This is a genomic window from Legionella saoudiensis, assembly GCF_001465875.1.
Classification (GTDB): domain Bacteria; phylum Pseudomonadota; class Gammaproteobacteria; order Legionellales; family Legionellaceae; genus Legionella; species Legionella saoudiensis.
The window spans coordinates 35,504-61,523 of the sequence record NZ_LN901320.1; the positions used below are offsets into that span (position 1 = coordinate 35,504).

Below are 26,020 nucleotides of genomic sequence, written 5' to 3' on the forward strand. Positions count from 1 at the left end.
GAATTGCTAATCAAATAGCGTCTGTTCTGAATGGATAACCTGCTCATATAAACGCAGAAGTTGCCTTTGCGTTACTCGTGGAGTTGAGAGCGGTGGGAGGTCATGTAAGTCAAAAAAATCGATCGCTGAAATTTCTATATTTTCTGTGGCCTCTCCTGAGATTAAATTACAATGGAAAAAGCACTTATATGTATGTGGCCAGTGATGGGGATGATCATGTTTTTGTTCATCCCACAGGGCTAATAAGCTTACCGTAGCTACGTCAAAGCCGGTTTCCTCTTTCGTTTCTCTAATTACCGCTTCAGAGGGGGACTCATTAATATCAGTCCAGCCCCCTGGCAAGGTCCATAAACCATCGGATCGCTCTTTTACCAGTAAGATTTTATTTTCCTTGAGAACAAATGCGCGGATCTCAAGCTTGGGCGTTGCATAGCCATGTTCTAAAGAGAATCGTAACTTAATGTCCTCATGTTGATGTTCGGTGTATTCTACGGTCAATTCCGCAGCAATTTCACGCAGCCTTGAATAACGCTCTTTATCAAATTCATTATGGCAGTAGGCAAGGCCATTTTGGGCAATGGCCTGAATTTCGCTGAGCAATTTGAGCCAATTAGTTGGATTGTTGGACATAAGTTAATTCTCTTAATATTAAGTAAGCACGAAGCAGATAAGTATTGACTCTCACGTTACGTGATGCAATAGAATTACATCAAGGAGAGGTGTATGAAATATTACCAAATTAAAGAAATCAGTCAAATGACTTCACTAACGATTAGGTCTTTACAGTATTACGATGATATCGGCTTATTGAAACCAGAAAAGCGCTCAATTTCAGGTTATAGATTGTACTCGGAACACGATTTGCTACGCTTACAGCAAATTACCACCCTGAAATTCTTGGGCTTCTCTTTATCAAAGATTAAAAAAATTATAGAAAGTGCAAATTTTGATGTGGTACTCTCCATGCAAATGCAAGCGCGTGAATTGGAAGCTAAAGCAACACGCATTAATGAGGCTGCCTCCCTATTAAAATATATTGCTAGTCAAATGGAAATAAGCCAGCCGGTTAATTGGAAAAGCACGGCAAAAATAATAGAAATTTTGGAGCGAAATACGATGAATGATCAAATATTAAAAAAGTATCAGTCTGGGGCTGATGCTTCTGAATTAGGTAAAAAATCGGATTATGATTCAACGTATAACCCTGATCGCCTATTTCCCATTCCTCGAGCGGGAAAACGACAAGAGATAGGCGTTGATCCGCAAAACCTTCCTTTTTATGGTTTTGATTATTGGAATCATTATGAAGTGTCCTGGTTGAATGCCAAAGGCAAGCCTATGGTTGCGCTTGCAGAAATTGTTTATGACTGCAACTCGCCCAAACTTATCGAATCTAAGTCATTAAAACTTTATTTTAACTCATTTAATAACAGTAAATTTGAAACTATTGATGCTTTGGAAAAAATCATTAAAAAGGATTTGCAGGAGCGTATTGAGGCAGAGGTTTTTGTTGCTATCCACCCCATAGAGCCGTCTACTCGAATCCATATGCAACAAGTGTTTACGGGTGAATCCATTGATGCGCTGGATATTGAATGTTCTGTTTACCTTGTTGAACCTTCTTTTCTTGCGGTAGGTGATGAGGAAGTTGAAGAGACATTGTGCTCTGACCTTTTAAAATCCAACTGCTTAGTCACTAATCAGCCGGATTGGGGAAGCATACAAATTGCTTATAAAGGGAAAAAGATTAACCGAGAAGGCTTATTAAAGTATCTGGTTTCATTCCGCAATCATAATGAATTTCATGAGCAATGTATTGAACGTATCTTTGTCGATATTATGAAGCACTGTAAACCGGAATCCCTAATCGTTTATGGGCGATATACTCGTCGTGGCGGACTTGATATTAATCCCTATCGCTCTACCGAAAAAACAACATTTATGGGTAAAAATATACGCCTGATTCGCCAGTAAGCTGTTGCACCCTTAGAGCATTCCCGTGATGCTAGTTAATTTTACATTAAGGTTTGAATGATACATTATGGGTCTAACTTGATCTAGATGGGATATATCAAGGCATGATTTATAATGTTGTCGCCAGAAAAGAATTAACCACATTTGTTAACAAAGTGAGTAACATTATCGCAAGCGCGATTCAAAACGCCAGTGTGGTTCAAGGGGTGGCTAATCAAGCATTAACTTTACTTTATGCATATAAAGAGCCTGGAGTGCGTGAAGACAGTGTACAGGCTCGCTTTGAATATTTAGATGAACTTCTGAGGTCTCTAAAACAATATAATGCCTATCTCACCGAGGGCAAAAGTTGGTGGCAAAAATTTATGGGTTTCTTTGGTTTTCTCCCACCTATAGAAAAAGAAGTGCTGCGTGTAATAAGGCATGTTAAAGAGGCGCATGCGCAGGCTTTAGTTGAGTATGACAATGTTCATTATCCGAATTGGGTGTTTCGTATTGCTCGGTTCTTTGGTTTACAGAGTGTAAAGCAATTTTTAGCAGATAAATATGAGGACTATCCAACGAAATCTAAATTAACTTATCTTTCTCATCACTTAATGGGCAAAACGGATTTAAACCATCACGTTGTCTTACAAGGTAAAGTATCCTCTTCTGCTTATCATGATTTTGCTAATGATTTAGAAGAATTTGAGCAAGAGAGCAGCTCTCTTGATGAGCAAACTCGAGCTTTATTAGGAAGCATAAAAGATAAAGTAAGACAAAGCTCGGAGTTAGCGAATGAGATGGATAAAGCATGCATGATTAGTCATCTCAATATTAGCTCATCTCGCGAAGTTGAGGAATTGATTTTAGATGTGTCTTATCAAATACAAAAAGCAATGATGCATTTGTCAGTGGGGTCGTCTTTAATTATTCCCTGTGGTTTTAAAAGTACTAAGGGCGGGCATGCTACCGTTGTTGAGTGTTGCTGTGTCGCTGAGGACCGGTTTGTCTTTAAAGTAATTAATACTGGTGCTGGAGAGACTGACATTGAGAGTTGGAAAACCCTTTTCGTTACTACCATTAGTGGTAGTATGAAGCGGCCCATTAAAGTGACGGATCCGATGTCGATGACAGAAATTACCGACAGGAAACTTATTGAGAAAATGGTTAAACCAACGATTGTTTCGTCTGCGGATTCCGCACGAGCAATGAACGAAGAGTTCCTGACACTATATCACGAAGGCAAATTACACGATGATAAGCAAAGCCTAACCCTACAGACCAATGGCACTTGCTCCCATTCATCCTTACTTGAATGGTTTAAAACACAAGTACCAAGCCCCATATTTGCATTATTTCAACACACTACTATTGCAAGAGCACACCAGCGGCTTAAGGGCTTGAATGACCAGGATCAGTGGTTTGGTTTTTCTGCTGAGGTGAGTAACGCATTAGTTGCGTTACATGACGCCGCAGATAAAACTGCAGGAGAGGCAAGAGATAACTTAGTTGTTGTGAAGAGGCAAATGCAAAAAGAAAGGGCAGAATTATATTCTGAGTTGGATGTTTTCTTAAAAAATAAGAAAGGGAAAGAGAATAAAGCGGTAAAAAGAGAAGCAAATTCTATTAGAGACTTTAATGCTTATTGGCATAAAAAGTGCAACTCCACAAAGCTCCAGACAGCTCAAACTGATAGAATTGTTGCTGCAGAGCCCTTAGCTCCATTAGCATCAACGATAAAAATATCTCGCTCAGGTGTTTCGGGATTGTTCTTAGGTAAGGCATCCATGCCTGAAAGGACGGAGGCTAGAACACGAAAAGCAATAATTGCTAAACAAGTTGCAGGACATGATGGATTTATTGCGGCGACTAACTTGCCTTAGCAGAGCAACAAACAGTTAGAAAAATATCTTAATTTAGGGCAGGGAAGCGGCTTAATTAGAGTATGTATTGTTTTTTTGCCCATAATTTATATACAATGTTTGCTTTTGGGAAACCAAGTCCATGTCTTTTACCTCTAAGCAAGTTAAGCTTCTTTACCAATTAGAGTTTTCGCAGGAAGAGATAAATACTCAATTAGCGCAGTTAAGTGAGGAGGAGCTATCTGCTGCAATCAAACGGCAAAGAAGGATAGTCTCTGCTAAATATCATCCGGATAGGACCAATGGCGATCCTCTATTAACTAAGAAGTTTTTACAAGTTACAGATGCGGCTGAGGAGCTTCTCAATTCGCAGGGGCTAACACCTAGTCTTTTAGAAGCAATAACCCCATTTGATTATCAAATCCCGCTAGATTGCATTGATCATAGAATAAAAGAGCAGATAGATGATTATTTTGAGGAAATGACTAATTATTTTAGCTCGCTGCCTTCGAAAAATGAACAACAGCAATTCATTGATGAAAATAAAACCTTCTTGCAATTTGCGCTTTGGTTGCATCAACATAGTACTGAAATTCGTAAGATTCGAGATGAGGCTTTTTATAAAACAGTACAGGCCCCATCCTTATTCAACACCATTAAACAAGAGATGAATAAACTAATCATTCAGTTTTTTGGCGAGGAAGACCTGAATGATATTATTTACCGCGAAGCAATCGCTTTGGGAAATTTAAACTTTATTTTGGCGAGTCGTAAACTGTTCTCTCCGATTAAATGGCTTGGATTCGTTGTGTGTGCAACTTATGATGCCCTGACAACAGGGCTGACATATGGGCTGCAAAGTATGATTAAAGATATGAGTAAGGATTTAGCCGCTCTATCTGATGATGGATATCGTGCTGTTCCTTTTTTGGCAAAGATGTTTGCATTAATTGCCTTATTTGCTACTCCTATCGTGCTGCTTCCACAACTAGTAATATTTATGCTTGTTTTGCCCTTATTGACAAGAAGCCTTTTTTATTTAGCTAATCCCGTAAACCAAATTATTAGGCCACTTTCAGAGTATTTTAAAATAGCACCTATTTGGGTGGGACTGGCTACGGCAGGCATGGGCGTAGCAGCTTTAGGGGGAACCCTATTATTATCTAGTTCAATGATAGAGGTATTGTTGGTTCTTGCCTCTGTTACCAGTATTTTAAGTTTATTTGCTAGCGCGATGGTTCTTAAAAAGTTATATGAATACACTCCAGAAGTAGCTTTGACTTTAGGAGGACTAGCGGTGAGCCTAACGCTATTGCAGCTTTTTATTCCCGTGGAGGCACAACCTGTTATTGATACCCTTACCGGTGCTATAATCAATCTACTGTCCGAATTAAGTGTCTTGGGTATTAACGTCCTGGGTTATCAGCACTTATCAAATATAAAAGAAAACCTAAGCGCTATTTATATGAGCTTACCTTTACCAGCGGAGGAAGCTCCAGAGGTTGTAAAGCAGGTCGTGGGCGAGGTTAGCCAAAAGAATTATTGGTCTTATACTTTGTTTAACTCTCCTCTACAGCGGAATGTCCCCACGGCCCAGGAAAAGATATCTCGGCATTCAATGGGGCTATTTGGGCGGAGTATAAAACAGTTGGAGTATCCTGAAACCGCAGAGGTTCTAGACCCTTGTATGACCTGCAATTAAGGCATTAAAGCGCCTCAAAACGATACGTTGATTGATGCGCTTTTATTTCTTTACGGCTTAAGTTGTTCGTATTGCTAAAAAAGCGCAGAAAATCATCAAAATTACTTTTTGCAGTACCGCCAAATGGCAGCGTATCATCGGTTCCGGATACTAAGGGAGACTCAACTCCAGGATAAATAGAGCTTACGGGATGGGGTTTGCCTTCATAATGCCAGTTAAGTTTCATATGGCAGGTGGGGCAAACTTCTATAGGGACATTGAGGGCACGAATGCGCATCTTTTGCTGTTCTGTAAGATAAATACAATGCCCCAGACGGACTCTCCCATGCAGTGCATCGCTTGATACTGATTGTTGTTTTACCCATTCTTCTAGCGCGTCCAGAACCATATTGGTATCCTGCCGTTCCAAATCCGTATCGGATTCGCCCATATGTATTGCAATATTCACACCTTTATTAAGCGCCAATAAAACTACATTTTTTAAATCTTGCCCGGTTAAACTGCGTTTGCCTAATGGGTTACCCGATATATCGAGGCCGGCAAGTACGTGTTTTGAGCTGGAGAGAATTTGTTGTATTAAAAATTCTGCATCGCTTAATGTATGAATTGTTCTATCCAAGCTTAATAAGCCTACGGCTTTTTTCGTAGGACTTCGGTTTGCTTGCACTAGTCCGCTTTCAAACGCATTAATATAGTCTGTAACTGAATGATTATCCATGCTCTTAGGAGTGGTGCGTATTTCTAAATATTTAGCCGCAGAGCTTTGAACTACATCAATAGTACCCTCAGTAATGTCATCAAGAGTTTGGATGATTTTATGGATTAAGTTAAATTGTTTCCAGACCAGGCCGATTAGCTCTTCTGAATAACCTTCTTCGGGTTGGTTTTGAGTTTGATTTAGATAATCTTTCCGAACCTTGATCAATTCTGCATAAACATGGAAGCGATGATTTTTTTGAGCAATTCGTGCCATAAACTCTAAACTAAAACTACCATTTAAATGGCAATGAAAATCGGCAGTATGGGGCTTAGTACTTGAGATAATATCCTTGGTAAACATAATAATGGCTCTCCTTAACGAGAGGCAGCTCTGAGAATTTGTTCAGCACTGCCTTCTGCATAATGTTCTCTATCTACGCGTAAATAAAGAACCTGTTCTTCTTTTGCAAATGCAACTTCAAGGATGCCTGGAGCACTCAGAAGTTGATTTACCACCTCTTCTTTTTTATCGAACCAGTCACAAGCTAAAATCAAGGTCGCCACATAAACGTTAGGTTTCATGGCATAAGAAATAACAAACCAAAGAGCGGCTACTAATGCATTCACTAGGAAAATACCTGGGCTACCATTCCATTGATAGAGAAGGCCGGCAAGAGCGCCACCAATGAAAATTCCTAAGAATTGGCTGGTCGAATAAATTCCCATGGCCGTACCCTTACTATTAGGCTGAGCCTGTTTGGAGACTAATGAGGGAAGGGCTGCCTCAAGAATATTAAAGGCAACAAAAAAAGCCAGCATGAGCAGGCAAAGGCTTAACCAGTTTTGGTAGGTATAAGCTAAGAATAATTGCGCAACGGTGATGATCATGACGGAGCTTAGAAAAATACCTTTCATGAGTTTTTTCTTTTCAGCAATAATGATAAAGGGGATCATTAATAAGAAGGAGCCAAGCATTAGTGGTAAATAAAAATGCCATTGCTGGGCTAAGTGGCCTTGCTCTACCTGCTTTCTTAAGATAAATGGAATGGCAAAAAAAGTTGAAGTAAGAATGAAATGCTGACAGAAAATCCCCACATCAAGACGCAATAGGTGCTTATTACGGATTACTTTTTTAAATAAGGCTGGATTTGCTTCACTGTCACTATGAAAGCGTTCTTTGGTCGGTTGAGGAATGACCCCATGCAGTAAAAGTAAGCCCAATAAGGCTAATGCCGCAGTCAGATAAAAAATACCCGCTAAACCATAACGATGCGACAGGGCTGGACTGATTATCATGGCCAAACTAAAGGACGTACCAATGGTCATACCAATCACTGCCATAGCCTTTGTACGTTGTCCGTCCGGTGTTAGATCTGCAAGCAAGGCAATTAAAACGCTGCCTATAGCCCCAGTCCCTTGTATTGCTCTCGCAAGAATCATGCCATAAATGGAATCGGTTAATGCGCCCAATATGCTGCCGCATGCAAATAAAATTAAACCAAAGGTAATGATTGGTTTGCGCCCAATTTTGTCAGAAAAAAAACCAAAAGGCATCTGCAAAAGACCTTGTCCCAAACCATAGATTCCCAACGCAAGGCCAATTAGAGCCGGAGTTGCTCCCTGTAAATTTTCAGCATAAATACTAAATACGGGAATCAGTAAAAATAAACCGAGCATACGAAATGAAAAAATAGCAGCGATAGGAAATACAGTTTTAGACCAGGGGTATTTCATTAAATTATTAGGATTGGCATATGGTGTGGGGATAGTACAAAGTTAGGCATCCAGAAACAAGATCTTTAAAAATTTAATACTGGAAAGATTGCATTCCTGATGAATAAAAATGACAATGCACTATTTTAGCACGAGGGTTGTTCCATGAGTTTAAATTTTGCAGGAAAAGTTGGGTTAATTACTGGTGGCGCGCGAGGTATCGGTAAGGCCACTGCATTAAAGTTAGCTCAAGCTGGATGCGATATTGCCATTGTTTACTACAACAGCTCAGATGAAGCGCAGGCTCTAGTTCAAGAAATTCAGGCAATGGGGCGAAAAGCGGTTGCCTTACAGGCGAATGTGGCAGACCATCAATCAGTTAAAGAAATGTTTGCACAATTTCGTGAACATTTTAATCATCTAAATTTTTTAGTGAGCAATGCGGCAAGTGGGGTTTTAAAACCAGCACTGAAAATGTCAACCAAACATTGGCGCTGGTGTTTGGAAACGAATGCCTTAGCATTAAATCATCTCGCCTCCGAAGGACGCACCTTAATGCAACGTGGTGGTCGTGTTATTGCTTTATCCAGTTTGGGAGCACATCGTGCTATTCCTAATTATGCATTTATCGGAGCATCTAAAGCAGCTTTGGAGGCTCTAGTTCGTTCATTAAGCCTTGAGTTAGCTGTTGATGGTGTTACCGTGAATACGGTTTCTGCTGGGGTAGTTGATACGGATGCATTAAAGCATTTTCCCAATAGAGAGCAATTATTAGATGAGTATCAAGCTCATGCTCTAAGTGATCGCCCATTAACCCCTCAAGATGTCGCCAATGCGGTTTATTTACTGTGCTTACCTGAAGCAGACATGATTAATGGACACACTCTGTTTGTGGATGCGGGTTATAGCCAGGTAGGTTAGTTTTATGTAGGTTGGGCCCATGGCCCAACATGGAACCCTATCGAGGCTCAAGGCTTTGGGCCACGGGCCAATCTACGCTCCTTTCTCATAATGCACCATAACAATATTGCTTTATCATTGTCCGTTTTTAACCAAATTATGTTAATTTTATGTCTTTAAAAAAATCTATGATATACTTTGCGGCTTTGTGAACCAGCCTGAATCTCTGAGGAAAAAATAATGAATGTAGCTGATGTTTATCCTAAGGTTAGAGAAATCGTTGCCGATGTACTTGTAATTGATGAAGACGAAGTGTCCCAAAACAGTCGCTTAATTGCGGACTTAGGCGCTGAATCCATTGATTTTCTTGATTTAGTTTTCCAATTGGAGAAAGAATTCAAAATTAAAATTCCACGTGGTCAATTAGAAAAAAATGCACGTGGTGATTTAGCTGAAGATGAATTTGAAAAGGGTGGCGTGTTAACGGCCCAAGGTTTGACTGCATTACAAAATTATTTGAGTGAAGTCCCAGCCGATCAATTTAAGTCAAACATGAAAGTTAACGAGATCCCAACTTTATTTACTGTGGAAACTTTTTGTAAATTAGTTGTTTCTGCAATGAATGAACAACAAGTTACTGCGTGAGCATAGATGAGATTTTTGTTTGTTGATCGCATTGTACATTCTTCTCCCGGAGAATTAATCCGGGGGATTAAGCACATAACGAGTGATGATACCTTTCTGACGACTGACGAACAGGGTCGCCCCTGTTTTATTCCTTCTTTAATCGGTGAAACCTTAGGGCAATTGGCTGCATGGAATGTGATGCACCACAATGGCTTTTCACAGCGTCCAGTCGCAGGTATTGTGGCGAGTGCCCAGTTACATAGACCAGCTTATGTTGGTGAGACTTTATTACTCGAATCGTTTATTGACGTAGTGGATGATCGCGCAGTGCAATACCATAGCATTGCCCGAGTAGGGTCAGAATTAATTTTTAGCGTTGAAGGCGCCTTAGGTCCCTTATTGCCCATGACTGATTTTATTAGTCTGGAAGAGGTGAAACAGCAATACGCCGAAATTGATAATCCTGGCGATTGGGATGTACTTAGTGCCGAAAGTATGCCGTTACTGGATGAGCAACAACTTACACCTAAGGACAGCCTCCGTACGGTTTCGATGACTTTTGACCGTATAAGCTCCAGTGAGCCTGGAATTAGTTTGACTGCCGTTAAGCGTATCACCCGTGCAGCGCCTTATCTCCCGGACCATTTTCCCAAGAATCCTGTTTTACCCATGACGGTTTTATTGGAATGTAAGCTAAATCTAGCTCGTGAATTTGTTGCACGTGCAGCCTTTGCAGAAACTTATTGCGTGAGTGAATTGCGCAAGATAAAAATGAATGAATTTGTCCATCCTGGAGATGTGATTGAGTGTTATGTAACCGTTAAACGACACACGGAAAATGAATTAATCTTGGCTTTTCGCAGTGAAGTTGCTGGAAAGCGTGTTTGTGTTGTGGATGTGGTGCTTATTCCTCGAGGTAAATAATGTGAAAAAAAGACGAGTTGCAATTACCGGCTTAGGAGCTGTTTCTCCTATAGGCCTTGATGTTCAGTCCACTTGGTCTAATTTATTAGCCGGACAATCAGGCATCGCAGAAATTAAACAATTTGATGCGAGTGCCTTTCCTACCTATATTGCTGCGGAAGTAAAGAACTTTAAGCCCAATCCGGCATTGACTAATAAGCATTCTCGTTTTGCAATGTCATTTACTCAATATGCTTTAGAAGCCGCAAGGCAGGCATTTGAGGATGCTGATATTTTACCTACTGAGCAAACGGCATCACAATGGGGTGTGGTTACTGGTAGTGGGATGATGACCTCTGAGTTTGATTATTTGCATCGATTCCAGAAAACTTGCGCTCAAGATGGCGAAGTTAATTGGAGTCAATTACAAGAAAAGTCACGCGAGTTTTATCAGCTGGCTGATTTTGGCAAAACCACAACAAACTCAGGTTTATCCTTATTAATTCAACAGTTTGGCATCCGCGGTTATGCTTCTTCCGTGCATACTGCTTGTGCTTCAGGCGGCCAGGCTTTAGGGCTTGCCATGCAAGTGATTCGTCGTGGCGAAGCTGATTTTATGCTGGCTGGTGGTTTTGATTCCATGATAAACCCCATTGGTCTTTCCAGCTTCTGTTTATTAGGTGCATTATCTACTTATAATGAAACTCCAGAAACGGCCAGCCGTCCTTTTGACGGCACTCGAAACGGCTTTGTTTTAGGTGAGGGTGCTGCCTTTTTGATCCTTGAAGATTGGGATAAAGCAAAGGCACGCGGCGCGCGTATTTATGCCGAGCTCGCGGGCGAAGGAAACTCGCTCAGTTCGTATCGTATTACTGATTCTCATCCAAATGGGGATGGGGCCATTCAAGCCATACAGCGCGCATTACGCGACGCAGGAGTACAGGCATCAGATGTGGATTACATTAATGCCCATGGTACCTCGACAAAGATGAATGATTTAAGTGAAACCAATGCCATTAAAGCTGTTTTTGGTGAGCGTGCGGCGCATTTGCCTGTAAGTTCAACTAAAGGCCAAACCGGCCATTTAATTGCTGCGGCTGGGGCACTTGAGGCCGTGTTATCGGTTAAAGCCATTGAGCAAGGCCAAATTCCCAAAACCGCGAACTTAACAACCCCAGATCCTGAATGTGATTTAGACTATGTTGTTGATGGCCCACGTGAAAAGTCTTTAGGTGTGGTTTTATCTGATTCTTTTGGTTTTGGTGGCTCGAATAGCTGCTTGTTATTTAAGCATCCTGAATTTGAAGGAGCAGGACGATGAGTCAAAGCAACAGAGTATTTATTACTGGCCGCAGTGCCTTAACCGCCTCAGGGAACACTGCAGACGCAACCTGGGATGCTATTTCTACGGGAAAAAGTGGAATTGAAGAAATTCGCGATTGGGATTTATCGCAATGGCCTGCACGTTTGGGCGGCGAACTTAAAGATTTCCAGCCGGCAAAAATGCTGCCAGATAGAAAATTAATTAAAGTCATTTCACGCCAGGATGTAATTGGTATTAACGCGGCGGTTCAGGCGGTAGAGCACAGCCAAATGATCACGTATCGAGATGGTTTAGATGATACTGATGCCTTTAATGAACAAACTGCGATTTTTGTTGGCTCGCCTGGAAATAAGTATTTCCAACAATATGATTTTTTACCCTTGCTGGCTAAATCACAAGCGCAGATGCAACCTTTTGCACAGCAATTATTTGATGAAGTACATCCAATGTGGTTATTGCGGATTCTTCCTAATAATGTTTTAGCCTATACCGGTATTACTTATGGATTTAAAGGTCCTAACCATAATTTCACGAACCATGCCGTAGGGGGAACCCAAGCGCTAATCGAGGCCTATCATGCCATCGTGAGTGGGCAGGTTGATCGCGCTGTAGTTGTTGCCTATGATGTGGCTACTGAGCCGCAGTCGCTATATTATTATGACCAATTGGGGGTATTAAGCCATCGCCACTTAAAACCATTTGATGCACAGCATGATGGGACTATCATGGCTGAGGGAGCTGCGGCAATAGTCTTAGAAAGCGAGGCGAGCGTTCAGGCGCGTTCAGCACGCTGTTATGGCGAAGTGATGGGCGGTTTTTCTACCACCGAGGCTTCGGGCTTATTTTCTATTGAGAATGATGGCCAGCAATTAGCGGCACTAATGCAACGTACCTTGGGTTCGACGGCAATCCGTCCACAAGATATTGGCTTTATTGTGGCACATGGAAATGGTAATGTGAAATCGGATGACAGTGAGGCTCAGGCAATAAATGGTATTTTTGCCGAACAACAAACGCCAGTCACCTCATTTAAATGGTCTATGGGCCATACTATTTGTGCTTCAGGGTTGATTGATGCAGTCATGGCAACTTATGCTTTGGAAAATCAATATGTTCCTGGGATTGCTAATTTGCAACAGCCCGCAAATAGCTGCGAGGGATTATCTGTTAGTGCGGCACATCGCTCTTTAGAGAACGCGAATTATGCCTTAGTAATTAATCGCGGATTTGCCAGTATGAACACGTGTTTAGTGATTAAAGCCTGTGAATGAGTTAGAACAACAAATTAGTGCATTACCTACTAGTTTTTGGGGGCGAGCAATTTTTAAGTTTGCCCCTTATAAACGTCAGGTTATTATGGCAAATATCGATCGTGTTTATGGTGAGCGGTTGAGTCTATCCCTAAAAAATCACTTAGTGAAAGCTTATTATTCCCATCTGCTTAAATCATTTAAAGAAGCCTTGCAGCTACGCTTTATGAGCGAAGAAAAGCTACGCCAGCTCGTTGAAGTCCGTGGGCATGAACACATGTTATCCGTAGTGGCCCAGAAAAAGGGCGTGCTGACGCTCACCGGCCATTTCGGCAACTGGGAGGTAGCTCCAATAGGCGGGGTGCTGAACTTTAAAGAGTTTCAAGGTCAATTTCATTTTATTCGTCGTACCTTATCGATTAAACTTATTGAACGGAGCTTATTTAAGCAATATTATCAGGCTGGCCTAAATGTAATTCCTAAGAAAAATTCTCTTGATAAAGTATGTGCCGCTCTAGAACAAAATCATGCAGTAATTTTTGTTTTAGATCAGCATGCCTCTTTAGCTAACCGAGATGGAATTGCGGTGGAATTTTTTGGAGAGAAGGCAGGAACCTATCGTAGTTTAGCTACGCTATCGCGTTATACTGGAGTCCCCGTTATCCCTGCAGCAGGATATCGCTTGCCTAACGGTAAGCATGTTTTAGAATTTTACGAGCCCATTCCTTGGAAAGATTATGGTTCTACAGCAGAATCGCTTTATCAAAATACTCTTGCTTATAATCAAGCTTTAGAGCGTATCATTTTAGCTCATCCTGAGCAGTGGAATTGGATGCATAAACGTTGGAAACTTAAAAAGCATCAATTAGCAGCCGCGAATAGTCAGCCTGCCTCCTAAACAAAATCCATTTGCAAACTGAACCTCTCCCATTTATGGCAAATAAGTTTAACTATTGCGTTTTTTTTTCAAACAGCTATTCTGAAAAAGGGGTATTTAATGTGAGCTCGGGATAAGAGCTCACATCGCGATAGGGGCCAAAGGGAGAGTTGCATGCCTGGAAAAATAGACTTGTTTAAAGCAGCTTTAGGGAATGAGGCTTATTTAGCTGAGATTAATAGCAACTCAGGCTCGCAACTTAAATTCATTAATACACTTGAAGAAAATCAATTTACACCACTAGAACTGATTGAATTAATTAATATAATGCAGGAGCCAAGAGTACGTACCTTACTAATTGTGCGCCTCTTAGGACAAAGTGATTATTTAGCTAACTTAAAAGGTGAATCGGTACTAAACCGCATTGCTTTTAAAGAGTCGCATACAGAACCATCGCGTTTAAACGCCTGGGTTCACCAGCTTGATGTAGCAATACTCACACCAGAGCTAATTAATAAATTGGATCCCGAGGCGGCAGTAACCTTGCTTTGCTCTGTCCCCCATTTTCATCAATTAAGTACCGTCCAGGTGCAAGCTTTATTGTATAAGCATTTGCATCGTGAATTATTTTTTTATTGGGTAAGACATTACGCTGCTCTACCCAACGCGCATTATGTGTTAGCCCATTTAATGAAGCTTATCTATTCAGAAATTATCAATGCCATAAAAGACCTGGAACTGAGCAAACAAGAGCTGCTTACATCTACAATCATTGAACACTTGCAGTTGTTTCATCCTTTGCCTAAGAAGTTATTCCTGTTATTAAATCAGGAATCGCATTTAATTTTAGCGATGAGATTGTATTTGAATGGACATTATTATGAAGCATATACTTCATTTATTAAACAATTGACGAGTAGCTTGCTGCACGCCAATCATGTTTTTTCCTCAGAAGCAATTGAGCTATTATTGGCCTTAGAAAATGTCTCTGAGCTGAAAGACACTCAAGTTAGTACTCGTGCACTCACCAGTAACTATTTTTGCGCTTATTTAAAAACGAATGCTTTAGCAGGTAGTACGTACCCTTTATATCATAATGGACGCCTTAATACGCAAAAAATAGCCCAAGATGTGGTTCTGAATAATGACGCGAATCCCTATCCATTATCAGAAACGGAAACTACACTTCATGATTTTTTAGCCCAATATCAGTCCATTAATTTTTTCGAGTACTTTACCATTCATTATCAGGGTGATATAAAACCTTTTGCGCGGGCAGTTAACGAGTACCTTTACCACTTTATCATTACTGGAGATGGGGTTAAAAGTGGGCAAATAATACAGCGCTTGTTGTTTTTATTACATAACCCTCAATTAGATCCTAGTCTTAAAAACTCTATATTTTCAGCAGTACTGCAACAGCCAATTCCTTATAATGAGCGTATTATGCAGAAACTGTTTCAATATAATGCAATCGCAACGATACGGCATTTCGGTTTTAAGGGTGGTAAAAGCAACTACCAAATTGTTGCTAATCTTTGTTTATGGGCTTTAAATGAGGCAACCATAGCTGACGAACAGGCTTGCAAGGCCGTGCGACAAGCTCTGGCTGAAGCTGAGTTTGAACTTAAACTGTGTGATGAAGAGGGGCTATTTTCTGGTTTAGTAAAATACCTTAAACGATGTTGGTTTTATGGTTGGAGCGGATTTTTCATACCCAAAAATCCAGTATATGTAAGCCCAGGAGCAATAATGTCCGATGCGGCTAGTAGGGAGTATCACGCAGTTCCCGAAGAACCTGTACTGCCAATGGAAAAAGATATCCAGGCCCTCTTAAAGGAAATGGAACCTCCCGGAGTATTAACGCAGGATCTATTTGAAGCATTGGCAAGGGCGCTAAAACATTATGCATTTTCCGGTTCACCCCAAGATGAATTTGAGACTCGAATGAGAGTGCAAGCTTTATTCAATTATGTAGTGCATCATAATGAAAACCAGCTCAGGCTGTATGCATGGTTAAAGTGCAATCAAGGTCCTTTTATGGAAAATCATTTTCGGTTATTAGCTTTATCACTCCAATTGCGTCCCTTAAGCGAAACCGAGATACTAATAAAACAAATAAATGATGGGCCGGCAAAATTAATGCGTGCCGCGGCAGAGTTTAATAGTCCTTTGCCTCAATTAAATGATGAGTTACTGCCTTTAACCAATGCGGCAGCAGATGTGAGTCACGTGGTGACGGCAACCAAAGAGACTCTTTTGGCTTATTCAGAACAGGTGTATAAAACCGCCCAATCAGGCTGGGGCTGGATGGTAAAAAACTTTAATGATGGTTTTTTTGCCAAGCCAGAGGCCAGACATGAAGGCAACCAAGTCGCATCTCCACAATCAACATCGACAGTCCAGCTTTAATTAAGAGGAATATACGTCATACCTAAGTTGAGGGGAATTACCTGCATGCCGTTAGCAGGATAAAATTTCCCCTTCATAAACAAAAACGGCAGGCCCTATGAGGGTAATTGGTTTATCAAAGGCAGGCCAATCAATCAGCAAATCCCCACCGGGCAAAGAAACAGTTATTTGTGGTTCCAGTTGGTGATATAGGCGACCAATAGCTGCGGCGGCCACTGCCCCGCTACCGCAGGCGAGAGTCTCGCCACAACCGCGCTCATAAACCCTTAATTTAATTTGTTTTGAATTAATTATTTGCATAAAGCCAACATTGGTTTGCTCGGGAAAACGTGGGTGATGGCTAATTTGCTGACCCAGAGTATGCACCGGGGCCATTTCTGTATCATAAACTAATAAAACGGCATGTGGATTACCAACGCTAACAGCATGAATAATTGCCGTTTCATCGTCTTCTAATTTTAGGGTATATGCTTCTGCTTGGTGTTCAGCGATAAAGGGGATATCTTTAGGGGCTAAACACGGGACACCCATCTCAACTCGAATGCTATTATCCACATTAATATGCAGCTGCATTTGTGTAGTTGAGGTGGCAACCGATAGGCTATTTTTTTGCGTTAAGCCATAATGTTTTGCAAACGCAGCAAGGCATCGCGCCCCATTACCACATTGCCCCACTTCGTGACCATCGGCATTAAAAATTCGGTATTTAAAATCAATATCAGGATGATCGCTTGGTTCAATAAGTAATAGCTGATCAAAGCCAATACCTGTATTTCGTTGAGCCAGCATGCTTATGTGCGCAGGGCTAAGGTTAATCTTTTGATTAATGCCATCGATGACCATGAAATCATTGCCTAATCCATGCATTTTAGTAAATTTTATAGCCATAACATTTTATTTTGAATCGGTAGTTTTGGTGTTTTGTGTCTCAGGTTGTGGTAAATAAAGGGGACCTTTTTGGCCACAGCCAGAAAGAGTTAATATTGCCAAGAAGGCAATTAAGAGTAAACTTATTTTTTTCATTAAAGCGCCTGTACAACTTATTAGTCGGGTTCAGCTCAGAATAAACTAAGTATATTCTGAGCTGGTGCAGCTAGTTGATTTTATTATTTGGCTGCATTAAATGGCATAATAGCATAACGTCTCATGATGTTTTCTGCTTTTAATCCATAAGCACCAACGGCACCAGGAACACCAACAGTAGTTAATGAACCGTTACCTGCATCAAATACTGGCACAGCAGCAGCAGTATTAATTCCCCACGCAGTAGCAGTAGCAGCTGCAGTAGCTGATGGAGTACCATTTCCATTAACAATCAAAGCCATATTTGCATAAGCTGTTGTTGGCGCATCGAAACTTACTGAGCCTGTTGCAGTGGCTGCAGGAACAGATGTAGTTGTTGCATTATCATATATAATAGTTGACACTGAGCCTACAGTAGCTTTAAGTGGAGTAACTGCAACGCTAGATATTCCAGTACAAGAAGTAGCACTGTGTGTAGCTGCAGAGTTCCATTTAACAGTTACCGTACCGTTGTAAGCAACGCTTGCAGTGGTTGAGCAAGGACCTGAACTATCAGATACTACAACAGAGAAGCTAGACGCAGAAGCTCCAGTATTGCCAGTGGTGCTTACATTACCTAAACTGTTAATAATTACTAATTGACCGCTAGTTGGCGGAGTAGCTGCAGCAAATGCAACTCCAGAAGTTAATAATGCAACAGCAAGAGTAGAGCGTAAAAATGTACGTTTAGTTGCTTCCATAATTTAATACCATCCTTCTTTAACTTTTTTCTTATTATTAATACAAATATCAATCTAAAATAGTAGTCCGTGGAACACACTGCAGCCCACTCGAACTAAAGTCTAGCACTACATTTTTGATTCTGCAGTATTTTTTTTTACTTAAATTTAACTCGGTCCGACTTGACATGACTGGTAAGTGGAAGCCTTGTTATTAAAGAGAGCGGCTTTTCTGATACATAAGCACTTGTCTCAGAAAAGCCTAACGTAGTGGGTTATAGTGTGACGTTTAACGAGCTATCTACGAGTGGGTTAGCTTCTCCCAAGTCCTGTGCGCTTTCCACTGTGTCTGGCTTATCGCCTGCAGGAACAGGTGGACGAACTTTTTTCAACTCATTAACAAATGTATTGCCATGAGTGTTCCAGAAATAAGCAGAGTTACCGGTATATTTAACATAGGCCATAAGGAAAACTAGCCCAGGAATAACCGCCGAGGCTAAAATAGCACTAACAATAACGATATTTCGCACATAGATGAGCCAATCATTATCGCGATGTGTGTCTAGTTCTTTAGTAGCAGTCTCTAATTTATCATAAAAATCAGTCACTCGCATTGAGGGCTCGGGCATGTTAACCGTATCATCAAGGCTCTCTAGTAAAGAGTTAAGATGATCTATCTTTTTGGTTCGGGTCCCTTTTTCGTCCTCGGCTGAACGCTCTAATCGTTGCAAGTACTTTAATGTTAAGGGTCTTAACTGGTTACCAATAAGTAATAAACTGTTTGCTTCGAACTCACTATTTAAGGCAGTTTGCAGATTTTGTTTTTTTTGCTTTTTCTTTTGGATTCGTCTTTCTAAATCCGCATTTTCTTCATTCTTTGTATTTAGCTGATTTTCTACATCGCTTTTTTCTTGAGTTAGTTGTTCATTCGCGTGACGTAGTTGCTCAATTTCATGCTCTAATGCGGTGTGATTTTCTTTTGCGCGGTCGACGATACCATAATTTTCAATTGCATAACGTTCTGCTAATTCGGCAAAAGTCCCTGGAGCGGCAATCGGTGGAAGTTCACCAACATGATGGCCGGAGTAAAATTTTTGTGCTGCTCGCTCTACTAAGGTGAGGGAGTTTTGTCGAAGTTTGAGGATATAGACACCAAAGTCTGCTGTTTTTTCTGGAACTAGGTTACTTAAGGCACTTACATCGTTCATAAAGACTTGCATTTGTTCATGCAATTTTGCAAAAACTTCAAGACTCTCAGCATATTGCTCTACAAAATTTCCCGCAAGTTCTTCGATGATATTAATTTCTTGGGCATGTGCTTCATTGGGGTCAAGTTGTAAGTGATGTTGTTTAACGTTTTCTTTGATTTGTACAATGAGATCTGCTCCGCCATTCATGGTGCTAAGCTGTTCAAAGATGTGCGCAATTTTAAGAGCTGGGGGATGATCTGCCAGTTCTTTGTATGCAGATGAAGCCATGATCTCAGTAACCATATTATCGATTGCCAAATTCGTGCCCTTTGCAGCGAACTGGGCGCTTAGATCGCGGAAAAAGCGTTGTAGCCGTATATCTGTAGACTCATTGATACGGGCATAGCTTTTAGTCAATATCTGATATTGATCTTTTAATGTATCGCCAATTCCAGATAGGGCCAGTTGAGTAAGCTCAGTAACAAATGTTTGCGCAATATCATCTTGTAATGTAGATAATTCTTTAAATTTTTGTAGCAGATTAATAATGGCATCAAAAAGTTGTTGTTTTTCTGCTTGCTTATCAACGGAACTCCAATCAACAGTTAAATAGCGTGTGCTTATTAATTGGATGACATTGCCGAAGTTTTTGCTCACTTCATCGCGAGTCGCTTTCTCTCGTAAATTGGCAGGTTTATTATCCACGAGGATATAACTGCTGCTCAAATCCTCAACCACATCAGCTAAAGGCCTAATATTTTTATCTAAAATAGCACTGACCTCATTTACTAGCGCGGCTAAATTCTCAGGTGGATGATCTAAGCGGAACATGCTGAAAAAATATTCCTTTATCAGCGTTGCGTGCTCATCATTAATAAAACCCGAGTTAATGCGGATTACATCGGTAAGCAGCCCATAGGTATGTACTGTTTTACCGGGCTCACCTTTAACGAGTATCCGGCGTTGTGGAGTAACTCCCATCAGCATATAGCTGGTATTATTAAAAGCCTTATAGGCGGGATCGTTTTTCGCAATTTTATCATAAAGTTCACGATAAATAGCCTGGAAGTTAAGTTTCGCTGCATCAATTTTTTTATTTTGAGGTACGGGCGATTTAACACTAGTAACTTGTTCAGCCTGTTCAACCAATTTGGTCAGTTCGCTCTGGTCATCAATCCCTGAGTCTTTAAGTTGGACATCTTCCAAAAGTTGGACATCTTCCAAGTCGGCAAAAATATCGTAAAGCTCAGGATTTTCTTTCTCTTCAAGCATCACTGCGTATTTCCGGCCTAAAGCTGCATACTTCGCAAAAAGTTCTTGGCTCAGATCATTAAATACAACGCCATGCTGGGTTAAGAAATCCAATAATTTATATATTAATAATTTTTGCACATGAGTTGCCTTAACTGAAGAATCAGTCATGACCACTTTTTGTTGTGAACCATCATTTCCAGCAGAGCCTGTGCCATGATGCCCAGGAAGCGTGTAGCACACAAATTTTTGTTCTGATGTTTCTGGTCTAATCCATGCGGGGGTAAACCCTAAATATGAATGTTCATTTTCGTAATAGAGAATCTGTACGTTTTTGGCAATGGGTGGGATGGTAAAATAGCGATCGTCATACCAGGTAATTGGAAAACAATCTCCGGGAACGGGATCAATACCCAAAAAGTTAATGGAGGTATTGGGTATATTCTTTTTTAATGATTCAAACCAGGTTACTCGCTCTTCTTGAGGAATGACCTGCAGTTGTGCTTTTAAATGCTCAATAATATCTGGTGTGTTATTAGGCGGTGTTTTCGCATTGCGTCGTTCAGTTTGCTGGCGAAGTAATTCGGCAATCACCTCATCCATGGAGTTACAAGTAGCAATCATATTTTGTATTGCTTGTACCTCATGAGTAATTAAGGTGGACTCCACTGCGCCGCGGCTGTGAGCAATGATATTAATTGGCTGTTGGCCGCGAGCTATGGCAAGTAATATTTCAGCTACGCCAAAACCAATTTTTTCACCTACATTGGAGCCGCTAGTCGTTGGTCCATTAACTACAGTAACTTCGTTGGTTTTGTAAGGAATTGGGCCTGGACTAATCTCTGCCTTACCTTCAACCTGAACTTGCATGCTTATCAAACTTAATGATTCTCCTTTGGGATAATCACTAACGGTTTCCCCTTTTTGCAGTACATGATTTTTTTTTGCTTTTTTAGTTATAGGCGATAACTTGGTATCTGTACCTAACATAGTGAGAAGAAACGGCTTCATTCTGGTACCTCTTAAAACACAATAGACTATTGTAACACAGGGCTGTCAATAAAATAAACAATTCCAGACCTCTTTTGCTTCTATTTAAGGCGGTTTGTTTGTTAGTTATTTTTATCAAAAAAGGCTTTCCTATAAATATTGGTTTGGGATAACTTGCACTGTGCGAAGGCATTGGCGATAATTTGCCTTTTTGCATTAAGGGGAACATTTTGAGTGTTTATATGAAAGAGCCCCAAGCTCCAGCACAAGCATGTGTCATTTGGATGCATGGATTGGGCGCTGATGCTTCTGACATGGTCGGTTTGGCTGATCAATTGGTGGCTGGGGATGTGGCGTTACGCCATGTATTTATTAATGCGCCCATGCGCCCAGTGACGCTCAACAACGGCATGGTGATGCCGGCTTGGTATGACATCCTTGGCGTGGAGTTAGTTGACCGGCAAGACAAAGAAGGTATTGAGCAATCCGAGGCATTAATTCGCAACGTGATGGATGAGCAATTGCGGGATGGTTTTGCATTCGAGCAACTATTTTTAGCGGGATTTTCACAAGGTGGCGCAATGGCTTTGCATACTGCCTTACATACCCCTGGCCGTCTGGGGGGCGTTATTGCTTTATCAGCATACTTGCCTTTAGCCGATCATAATCGACCTAAGCTTGATAAACATACGCCGATTTTTATGGGGTCAGGACAATTTGATCCTTTAGTATTACCAAAGTGGGTTGAAATGAGTAAAGATTGGTTGCTAAACAATGGTTACACGTATCTTTCTGATCACAAGTATCCTATGGAGCATTCTGTGTGCATGGATGAAATTAGAGATATAAGCCTTTGGTTATGCCAGCACGCTCCCGGGAGTATTTTATGACCGTAGTAAAAAAATCAAGAATAGTGGGATATACCTGCGAGCAAATGTTTCGTTTAGTAAATGAGGTAGAGCACTATGCTCAGTTTCTCCCTTATTGTGCGGAAAGTGTAGTACATCATCGTGATGAAGATGAAGTGCAAGCAACTTTAGTAATTGGTGCGGCGGGAATGAGCAAGTCATTTACCACTCGTAATCGTTTGCAAATTAATAAAATGATTGAAATTCGTTTGGTTGATGGCCCATTTAGTCACTTAGAGGGATTTTGGCGCTTTGATGAAGTGGATGAGGGCTGCAAAGTTTCTTTTGATTTGGAGTTTGAGTTTGCCGGCCGCATGTTTTCTATGTTACTTGGTCCTGTTTTTGAACAAGTAACTGATAAAATGGTTGATTCTTTTTGTGAGCGTGCAAGGGTAATTTATGGTGAAGGTTGAGCTTGTCTACATCACTCGGGAGCAGCAAACTGTTCATCAGCGGCTTGAGTTGCCGCCAGGAGCAACTGTTGCGGATGCTTTGCATGCTTCTGGAATACATCAATCTCATCCTGAAACCAAGGACATGCCTGTAGGCATTTATGCGAAACAGGTAGCATTAGATACGATGCTTAAAGAGGGTGATCGTGTTGAAATCTATAGACCTTTAACTGTGGACCCTAAAGAGAATAGACGCCAAAAAGCACGGCTAAATAAATAGATATTGCCTGGGCGCAGCGTAATCAAGGGTTCAATGCTAACCATAATGAATGCGCAGCGCTCATGGCTCTCCGATTTCACTGCATTGCCCCAGACTACTTAGACGTTAAATCAAAGCTCAAAATCCAGGGAGTAATTAAGCAAATCTTTATCTATGGGATTAAAGACTGCTGAGCTTTGTGGTTGGAAAAAACTGTTTCTGGATGCAGAAGCTTTAGTTTGACAGTATTGATCGATTTTTTGGGTTAGGGTATCAAGCTCTTGGTGCATTGCTTGAGTAAAAAAAATGATCATGGGCAGTTGATTTTCCGTAAGGGCATTCAGGTTGTACACGCTAAGTGTGTATGCAATAAAACGTCGACCAAAAACTTCAAGTTGCTGTTTTAAGTTTTGTGCCTGTAGAAAACTTAAGCCGTTTTTTTCAATTAACTGGATAAAAAACTCTATTTTTAGAAGATGCTCTTTCCAGTGTTTATCAAGAAGCTCTAATAATTCTTCAAATTTCATATCGCGCTCCTATCCGTTCTATAACCTTGATGCAGCACAGGGTAAACACTTTTTCGCTTGTTAACCTGTCCTTGCATCTAGGCTATGTAATTAAATTAGATTCGCTCAATCCGTTTTAAAGTTCCATTAGAGAAATACAAACTCACTGTAATGATCGTAAGATTGCCATGACCACGACGCCAAGTGTATGCATAATCCCAACGGTCATTGTTAAATGTGGGACTCAATAAACTGGTTCCCATCAATATGGCAACATCATTTTTACTCATGCCAACTTTTAAGCGTTTTAGCTTAGACTCGGGCAAAAGGTTGCCTTGTTGAGCGACTCGACGCGCAAAATCAAAAGAAGTGCATTGAGTTAGAGTTAGGGTACATAAAATACCAAGGAGTAAAGCTATTATTCTCATTTTTTTGCCTACCGTGAAAAATTTCGCCATAATAGCACGTCATTTACTGAAAGACACCTGCAAGGTATGTAGAACTTCGTTCCCTTAAAGAAAATAGTCGAACCAGGAGCACCGATGGATGAAAGTAAGCAATTAAAAAATGCCGGATTAAAAATAACCTTACCACGTTTAAAAGTATTGCAGATTTTAGAACAGTCTAGCAATCATCATTTAAGCGCAGAAGGGGTTTATAAGGCATTGTTAGAAACCGGTGAGGACGTTGGATTGGCGACGGTATATCGGGTGCTCACCCAATTTGAAAGCGCAGGTCTAGTTACTCGCCATAATTTTGAGGGCGGGCATTCAGTTTTTGAATTAAGCCAAGGCGCTCATCATGATCACTTAGTTTGTGTGAAATGTGGTTATGTAGAAGAGTTTGTTGATGAAATTATCGAGCAACGACAAAAAGCGATCGCGGATCGCGCCCATTTTAAAATGACGGATCATGAGTTAAATATTTATGGGATTTGTCATCGCTGTGCGGGCTCATCAGCCTGAGGCGCTAATTTAAAAGAAAATCAAAAGGTCTCTTTATGTTAACTCCCAGCGGGCAATCTGCGAATAAATTAGAAAAAGTGATGCTACTTGCCTTATGGGCAAATACCTTAAAAGAAGAATTAAGACATCAAAATAGAGCTACGTCCAAAAAATTAATTATGGCGGGGCTCGGTAAACCTACCTATCCCATTAATGCAAATACAGTTGCATCTTATTTACGATATTGGAAAAGATTAGAAGACGCAACGCAGAAATGGCATAAAAACCCAGAGGATAATTATGAACATTTGGCGATTGATTATGGCGATCCCAGAGGAGATTATGAGCCTCGGTCTATCATGGCCTCCTATATGTCGTCTTGGTATGAAGCAGAAATAAAGCCAGAACATATTTTATTTACAATTGGTGGTATCGGTGCGCTAAGGACTATTTTTGAAACATTTAATACGCATTATGAAGATATACCTGGTTATCGGATTATTACTCCATTTCCTTATTATAGCGCTTATTCTAATAACCTTCATAAATTACACCCTATCCATGTCATGTCTGAGGCGGGATATAAATTGACCGCATCAGCACTAGAAAAAAGTATTAAAGAAGCATACCAATTAGCGGAGGAAGACCAAGGCTACCCTAAAGCGGTATTAATCTGTAACCCATCCAATCCGCTGGGGAATGTAATTGAAACAAATGAGCTCTATAAGATTGCCGAGGTGTTGAGGAATTATCCTGAATTACACATTATTTTTGATGAAGCCTATATAGAGATGACTTTTGTGCAAACTGAATCGTTCCTTAAAGTTGCACCGGATTTAAAAGAGCGAGTTATTATTCTTCGTTCAGCAACAAAAGCCTTATCTGCTGCAGGCGAGCGAATGGCCATTCTCATTGTTTTTGAGCAAAGGCTTATGAATGAAATCTTAAATAAAAATATCAGTTACTTTATTCATGCCCCACGCTCAGCGCAGATTGCTTATGCGGAAACAATGCGGGATTTTAATAAAGAAGAGCAGAAAAAATTAAGTAAATTTTATAAGAAAAAAGTTGAGTACGTACAAAATAGATTGCAATTAATGGGAGCAGAAATGCCTGATCCCGAATATAAAGTAGAAGCAACATTTTATGTTTTGGGCGACTTTAGCGATTTATTTGGCTTGGAAATGCCTGGAGAGGCACGGCGGGTTTTACAGCATATAGACGTAGTGAAAACAGGGGAGGATTTAGCGTATTATTTATTGTTTAAAGACGCTTTACTTTTAGCCCCGTTAAGTTATTTTGGATTGCCTATGAACTCAGGCATTATGCGTATTACCTGCAGTGGTAATAAGCATGATTTAAAAGAAATGATGGATCGTTTGGAAGATCGGCTTTTTGAAGCAAGAAGTAACATAAAACACCAGCTCCTTGAATCAATTAAGCAAGAGTTGCCCAAAATAAAAGAAATAGATAATCAACTTTATATTATTTGTCATCAAAAGCTGGAATACGTGATTCATGAAGAAGACTCTTGTTTAGTGCTAAAGGATAAAAATAATACATTGAGTAAAATGAGGTCGATTATTGACAACCTTTTGGGATTAATAGAATAA

At 40.6% G+C, this 26,020-nt stretch carries 24 protein-coding genes and 1 pseudogene; 16 read left to right on the forward strand and 9 right to left on the reverse strand.

The genetic code is table 11. The features are described 5' to 3' along the window. Window positions 1-6 precede the first annotated feature (6 nt). The gene (locus tag BN3124_RS01150; protein WP_058533029.1) at window positions 7-630 is read right to left on the reverse strand and encodes an NUDIX hydrolase; all 624 of its coding nucleotides are present in this window, start codon (window positions 628-630) and stop codon (window positions 7-9) included. Window positions 631-756: 126 nt separating this feature from the next. Here BN3124_RS01150 and BN3124_RS17475 point away from each other — a divergent pair. The 4 genes and pseudogenes from BN3124_RS17475 to BN3124_RS01165 all read left to right on the forward strand — a co-directional run. Further along, window positions 757-879 (forward strand): annotated as a pseudogene (locus BN3124_RS17475) (MerR family DNA-binding transcriptional regulator); the annotation flags it as partial. 237 nt (window positions 880-1,116) lie between these two features. Beyond that, a complete protein-coding gene (gene queF, locus BN3124_RS01155; protein WP_058533260.1) occupies window positions 1,117-1,974 on the forward strand; it encodes an NADPH-dependent 7-cyano-7-deazaguanine reductase QueF in 858 nt (285 codons plus the stop codon). A gap of 104 nt (window positions 1,975-2,078) precedes the next feature. After that, window positions 2,079-3,839 (forward strand): hypothetical protein, encoded by a 1,761-nt coding sequence (locus BN3124_RS01160; protein ID WP_058533030.1) that lies wholly within the window; start codon window positions 2,079-2,081, stop codon window positions 3,837-3,839. Window positions 3,840-3,960: 121 nt separating this feature from the next. Further along, entirely contained in the window at window positions 3,961-5,520 is a 1,560-nt protein-coding gene (locus tag BN3124_RS01165) for a J domain-containing protein (RefSeq protein WP_058533031.1), read from the forward strand. Between the two features lie 4 nt (window positions 5,521-5,524). Here the strand turns inward: BN3124_RS01165 and BN3124_RS01170 are convergent, their stop codons facing one another. Together BN3124_RS01170 and BN3124_RS01175 are read right to left on the reverse strand one after the other, a co-directional pair. After that, window positions 5,525-6,580 (reverse strand): amidohydrolase family protein, encoded by a 1,056-nt coding sequence (locus BN3124_RS01170; RefSeq protein ID WP_058533032.1) that lies wholly within the window; start codon window positions 6,578-6,580, stop codon window positions 5,525-5,527. A 14-nt stretch (window positions 6,581-6,594) separates the two neighbouring features. Next, complete coding sequence (locus tag BN3124_RS01175) at window positions 6,595-7,953, reverse strand: MFS transporter (RefSeq protein WP_058533033.1); 1,359 nt, start codon at window positions 7,951-7,953, stop codon at window positions 6,595-6,597. Window positions 7,954-8,097: 144 nt separating this feature from the next. Between BN3124_RS01175 and fabL the strand changes: the two genes are divergently transcribed. The 7 genes from fabL (at window position 8,098) to BN3124_RS01210 (ending at window position 16,225) form a co-directional block, all read left to right on the forward strand. Further along, entirely contained in the window at window positions 8,098-8,853 is a 756-nt protein-coding gene (gene fabL / locus BN3124_RS01180; RefSeq protein WP_058533034.1) for an enoyl-[acyl-carrier-protein] reductase FabL, read from the forward strand. Window positions 8,854-9,072: 219 nt separating this feature from the next. Next, on the forward strand, window positions 9,073-9,477 hold the full coding sequence (locus BN3124_RS01185; protein ID WP_058533035.1) for an acyl carrier protein: 405 nt from the start codon (window positions 9,073-9,075) through the stop codon (window positions 9,475-9,477). A gap of 6 nt (window positions 9,478-9,483) precedes the next feature. Continuing rightward, window positions 9,484-10,383, forward strand: coding sequence for a 3-hydroxyacyl-ACP dehydratase FabZ family protein (locus BN3124_RS01190; protein ID WP_058533036.1), 900 nt, complete (start codon window positions 9,484-9,486; stop codon window positions 10,381-10,383). Beyond that, on the forward strand, window positions 10,355-11,683 hold the full coding sequence (locus BN3124_RS01195) for a beta-ketoacyl-[acyl-carrier-protein] synthase family protein (RefSeq protein WP_149865179.1): 1,329 nt from the start codon (window positions 10,355-10,357) through the stop codon (window positions 11,681-11,683). The genes BN3124_RS01190 and BN3124_RS01195 overlap by 29 nt, the downstream gene beginning before the upstream one ends. Then, window positions 11,680-12,957 (forward strand): beta-ketoacyl-[acyl-carrier-protein] synthase family protein, encoded by a 1,278-nt coding sequence (locus tag BN3124_RS01200; RefSeq protein ID WP_058533038.1) that lies wholly within the window; start codon window positions 11,680-11,682, stop codon window positions 12,955-12,957. Before BN3124_RS01195 ends, BN3124_RS01200 begins: the two co-directional genes overlap by 4 nt. Beyond that, window positions 12,950-13,834, forward strand: coding sequence for a lysophospholipid acyltransferase family protein (locus tag BN3124_RS01205; RefSeq protein ID WP_058533039.1), 885 nt, complete (start codon window positions 12,950-12,952; stop codon window positions 13,832-13,834). Before BN3124_RS01200 ends, BN3124_RS01205 begins: the two co-directional genes overlap by 8 nt. 153 nt (window positions 13,835-13,987) lie before the next feature. Further along, window positions 13,988-16,225, forward strand: a complete 2,238-nt coding sequence (locus BN3124_RS01210; protein ID WP_058533040.1) for a hypothetical protein — start codon at window positions 13,988-13,990, stop codon at window positions 16,223-16,225. Between the two features lie 51 nt (window positions 16,226-16,276). On the opposite strand, the gene dapF is transcribed toward BN3124_RS01210, so the two are convergent. From dapF to BN3124_RS01225, 4 genes are all read right to left on the reverse strand, one after another. Further along, window positions 16,277-17,113 carry a diaminopimelate epimerase gene (gene dapF / locus BN3124_RS01215; protein ID WP_058533041.1) on the reverse strand — a complete coding sequence of 279 codons (837 nt, stop codon included), beginning with the start codon at window positions 17,111-17,113 and terminating at the stop codon, window positions 16,277-16,279. Window positions 17,114-17,119: 6 nt separating this feature from the next. Then, entirely contained in the window at window positions 17,120-17,248 is a 129-nt protein-coding gene (gene lptM, locus BN3124_RS16605; protein ID WP_078061443.1) for an LPS translocon maturation chaperone LptM, read from the reverse strand. 83 nt (window positions 17,249-17,331) lie between these two features. Beyond that, window positions 17,332-17,988 carry a hypothetical protein gene (locus BN3124_RS01220; RefSeq protein WP_058533042.1) on the reverse strand — a complete coding sequence of 219 codons (657 nt, stop codon included), beginning with the start codon at window positions 17,986-17,988 and terminating at the stop codon, window positions 17,332-17,334. A gap of 254 nt (window positions 17,989-18,242) precedes the next feature. Continuing rightward, window positions 18,243-21,419: a hypothetical protein gene (locus BN3124_RS01225; protein WP_149865172.1), complete on the reverse strand. Its 3,177-nt coding sequence runs from the start codon at window positions 21,417-21,419 to the stop codon at window positions 18,243-18,245. A gap of 221 nt (window positions 21,420-21,640) precedes the next feature. On the opposite strand from BN3124_RS01225, the gene BN3124_RS01230 reads away from it, so the two are divergent. Genes BN3124_RS01230 through BN3124_RS01240 form a run of 3 tightly spaced genes read left to right on the forward strand, consistent with a single transcriptional unit; the run spans window position 21,641 to window position 22,978 of the window. Further along, window positions 21,641-22,288: an alpha/beta hydrolase gene (locus tag BN3124_RS01230; protein WP_078061444.1), complete on the forward strand. Its 648-nt coding sequence runs from the start codon at window positions 21,641-21,643 to the stop codon at window positions 22,286-22,288. Continuing rightward, the gene (locus BN3124_RS01235; RefSeq protein WP_058533044.1) at window positions 22,285-22,719 is read left to right on the forward strand and encodes a type II toxin-antitoxin system RatA family toxin; all 435 of its coding nucleotides are present in this window, start codon (window positions 22,285-22,287) and stop codon (window positions 22,717-22,719) included. The genes BN3124_RS01230 and BN3124_RS01235 overlap by 4 nt, the downstream gene beginning before the upstream one ends. Then, complete coding sequence (locus tag BN3124_RS01240; RefSeq protein WP_058533045.1) at window positions 22,706-22,978, forward strand: RnfH family protein; 273 nt, start codon at window positions 22,706-22,708, stop codon at window positions 22,976-22,978. Before BN3124_RS01235 ends, BN3124_RS01240 begins: the two co-directional genes overlap by 14 nt. A 110-nt stretch (window positions 22,979-23,088) precedes the next feature. Here the strand turns inward: BN3124_RS01240 and BN3124_RS01245 are convergent, their stop codons facing one another. Both BN3124_RS01245 and BN3124_RS01250 read right to left on the reverse strand, forming a co-directional pair. After that, window positions 23,089-23,484: a hypothetical protein gene (locus tag BN3124_RS01245; RefSeq protein ID WP_058533046.1), complete on the reverse strand. Its 396-nt coding sequence runs from the start codon at window positions 23,482-23,484 to the stop codon at window positions 23,089-23,091. A gap of 95 nt (window positions 23,485-23,579) precedes the next feature. Then, window positions 23,580-23,921, reverse strand: coding sequence for an outer membrane protein assembly factor BamE (locus BN3124_RS01250; RefSeq protein ID WP_058533047.1), 342 nt, complete (start codon window positions 23,919-23,921; stop codon window positions 23,580-23,582). A gap of 84 nt (window positions 23,922-24,005) precedes the next feature. On the opposite strand from BN3124_RS01250, the gene fur reads away from it, so the two are divergent. Then, window positions 24,006-24,428, forward strand: coding sequence for a ferric iron uptake transcriptional regulator (gene fur, locus BN3124_RS01255; RefSeq protein WP_058533048.1), 423 nt, complete (start codon window positions 24,006-24,008; stop codon window positions 24,426-24,428). A 35-nt stretch (window positions 24,429-24,463) separates the two neighbouring features. Beyond that, window positions 24,464-26,020 carry a pyridoxal phosphate-dependent aminotransferase gene (locus BN3124_RS01260; RefSeq protein ID WP_058533049.1) on the forward strand — a complete coding sequence of 519 codons (1,557 nt, stop codon included), beginning with the start codon at window positions 24,464-24,466 and terminating at the stop codon, window positions 26,018-26,020.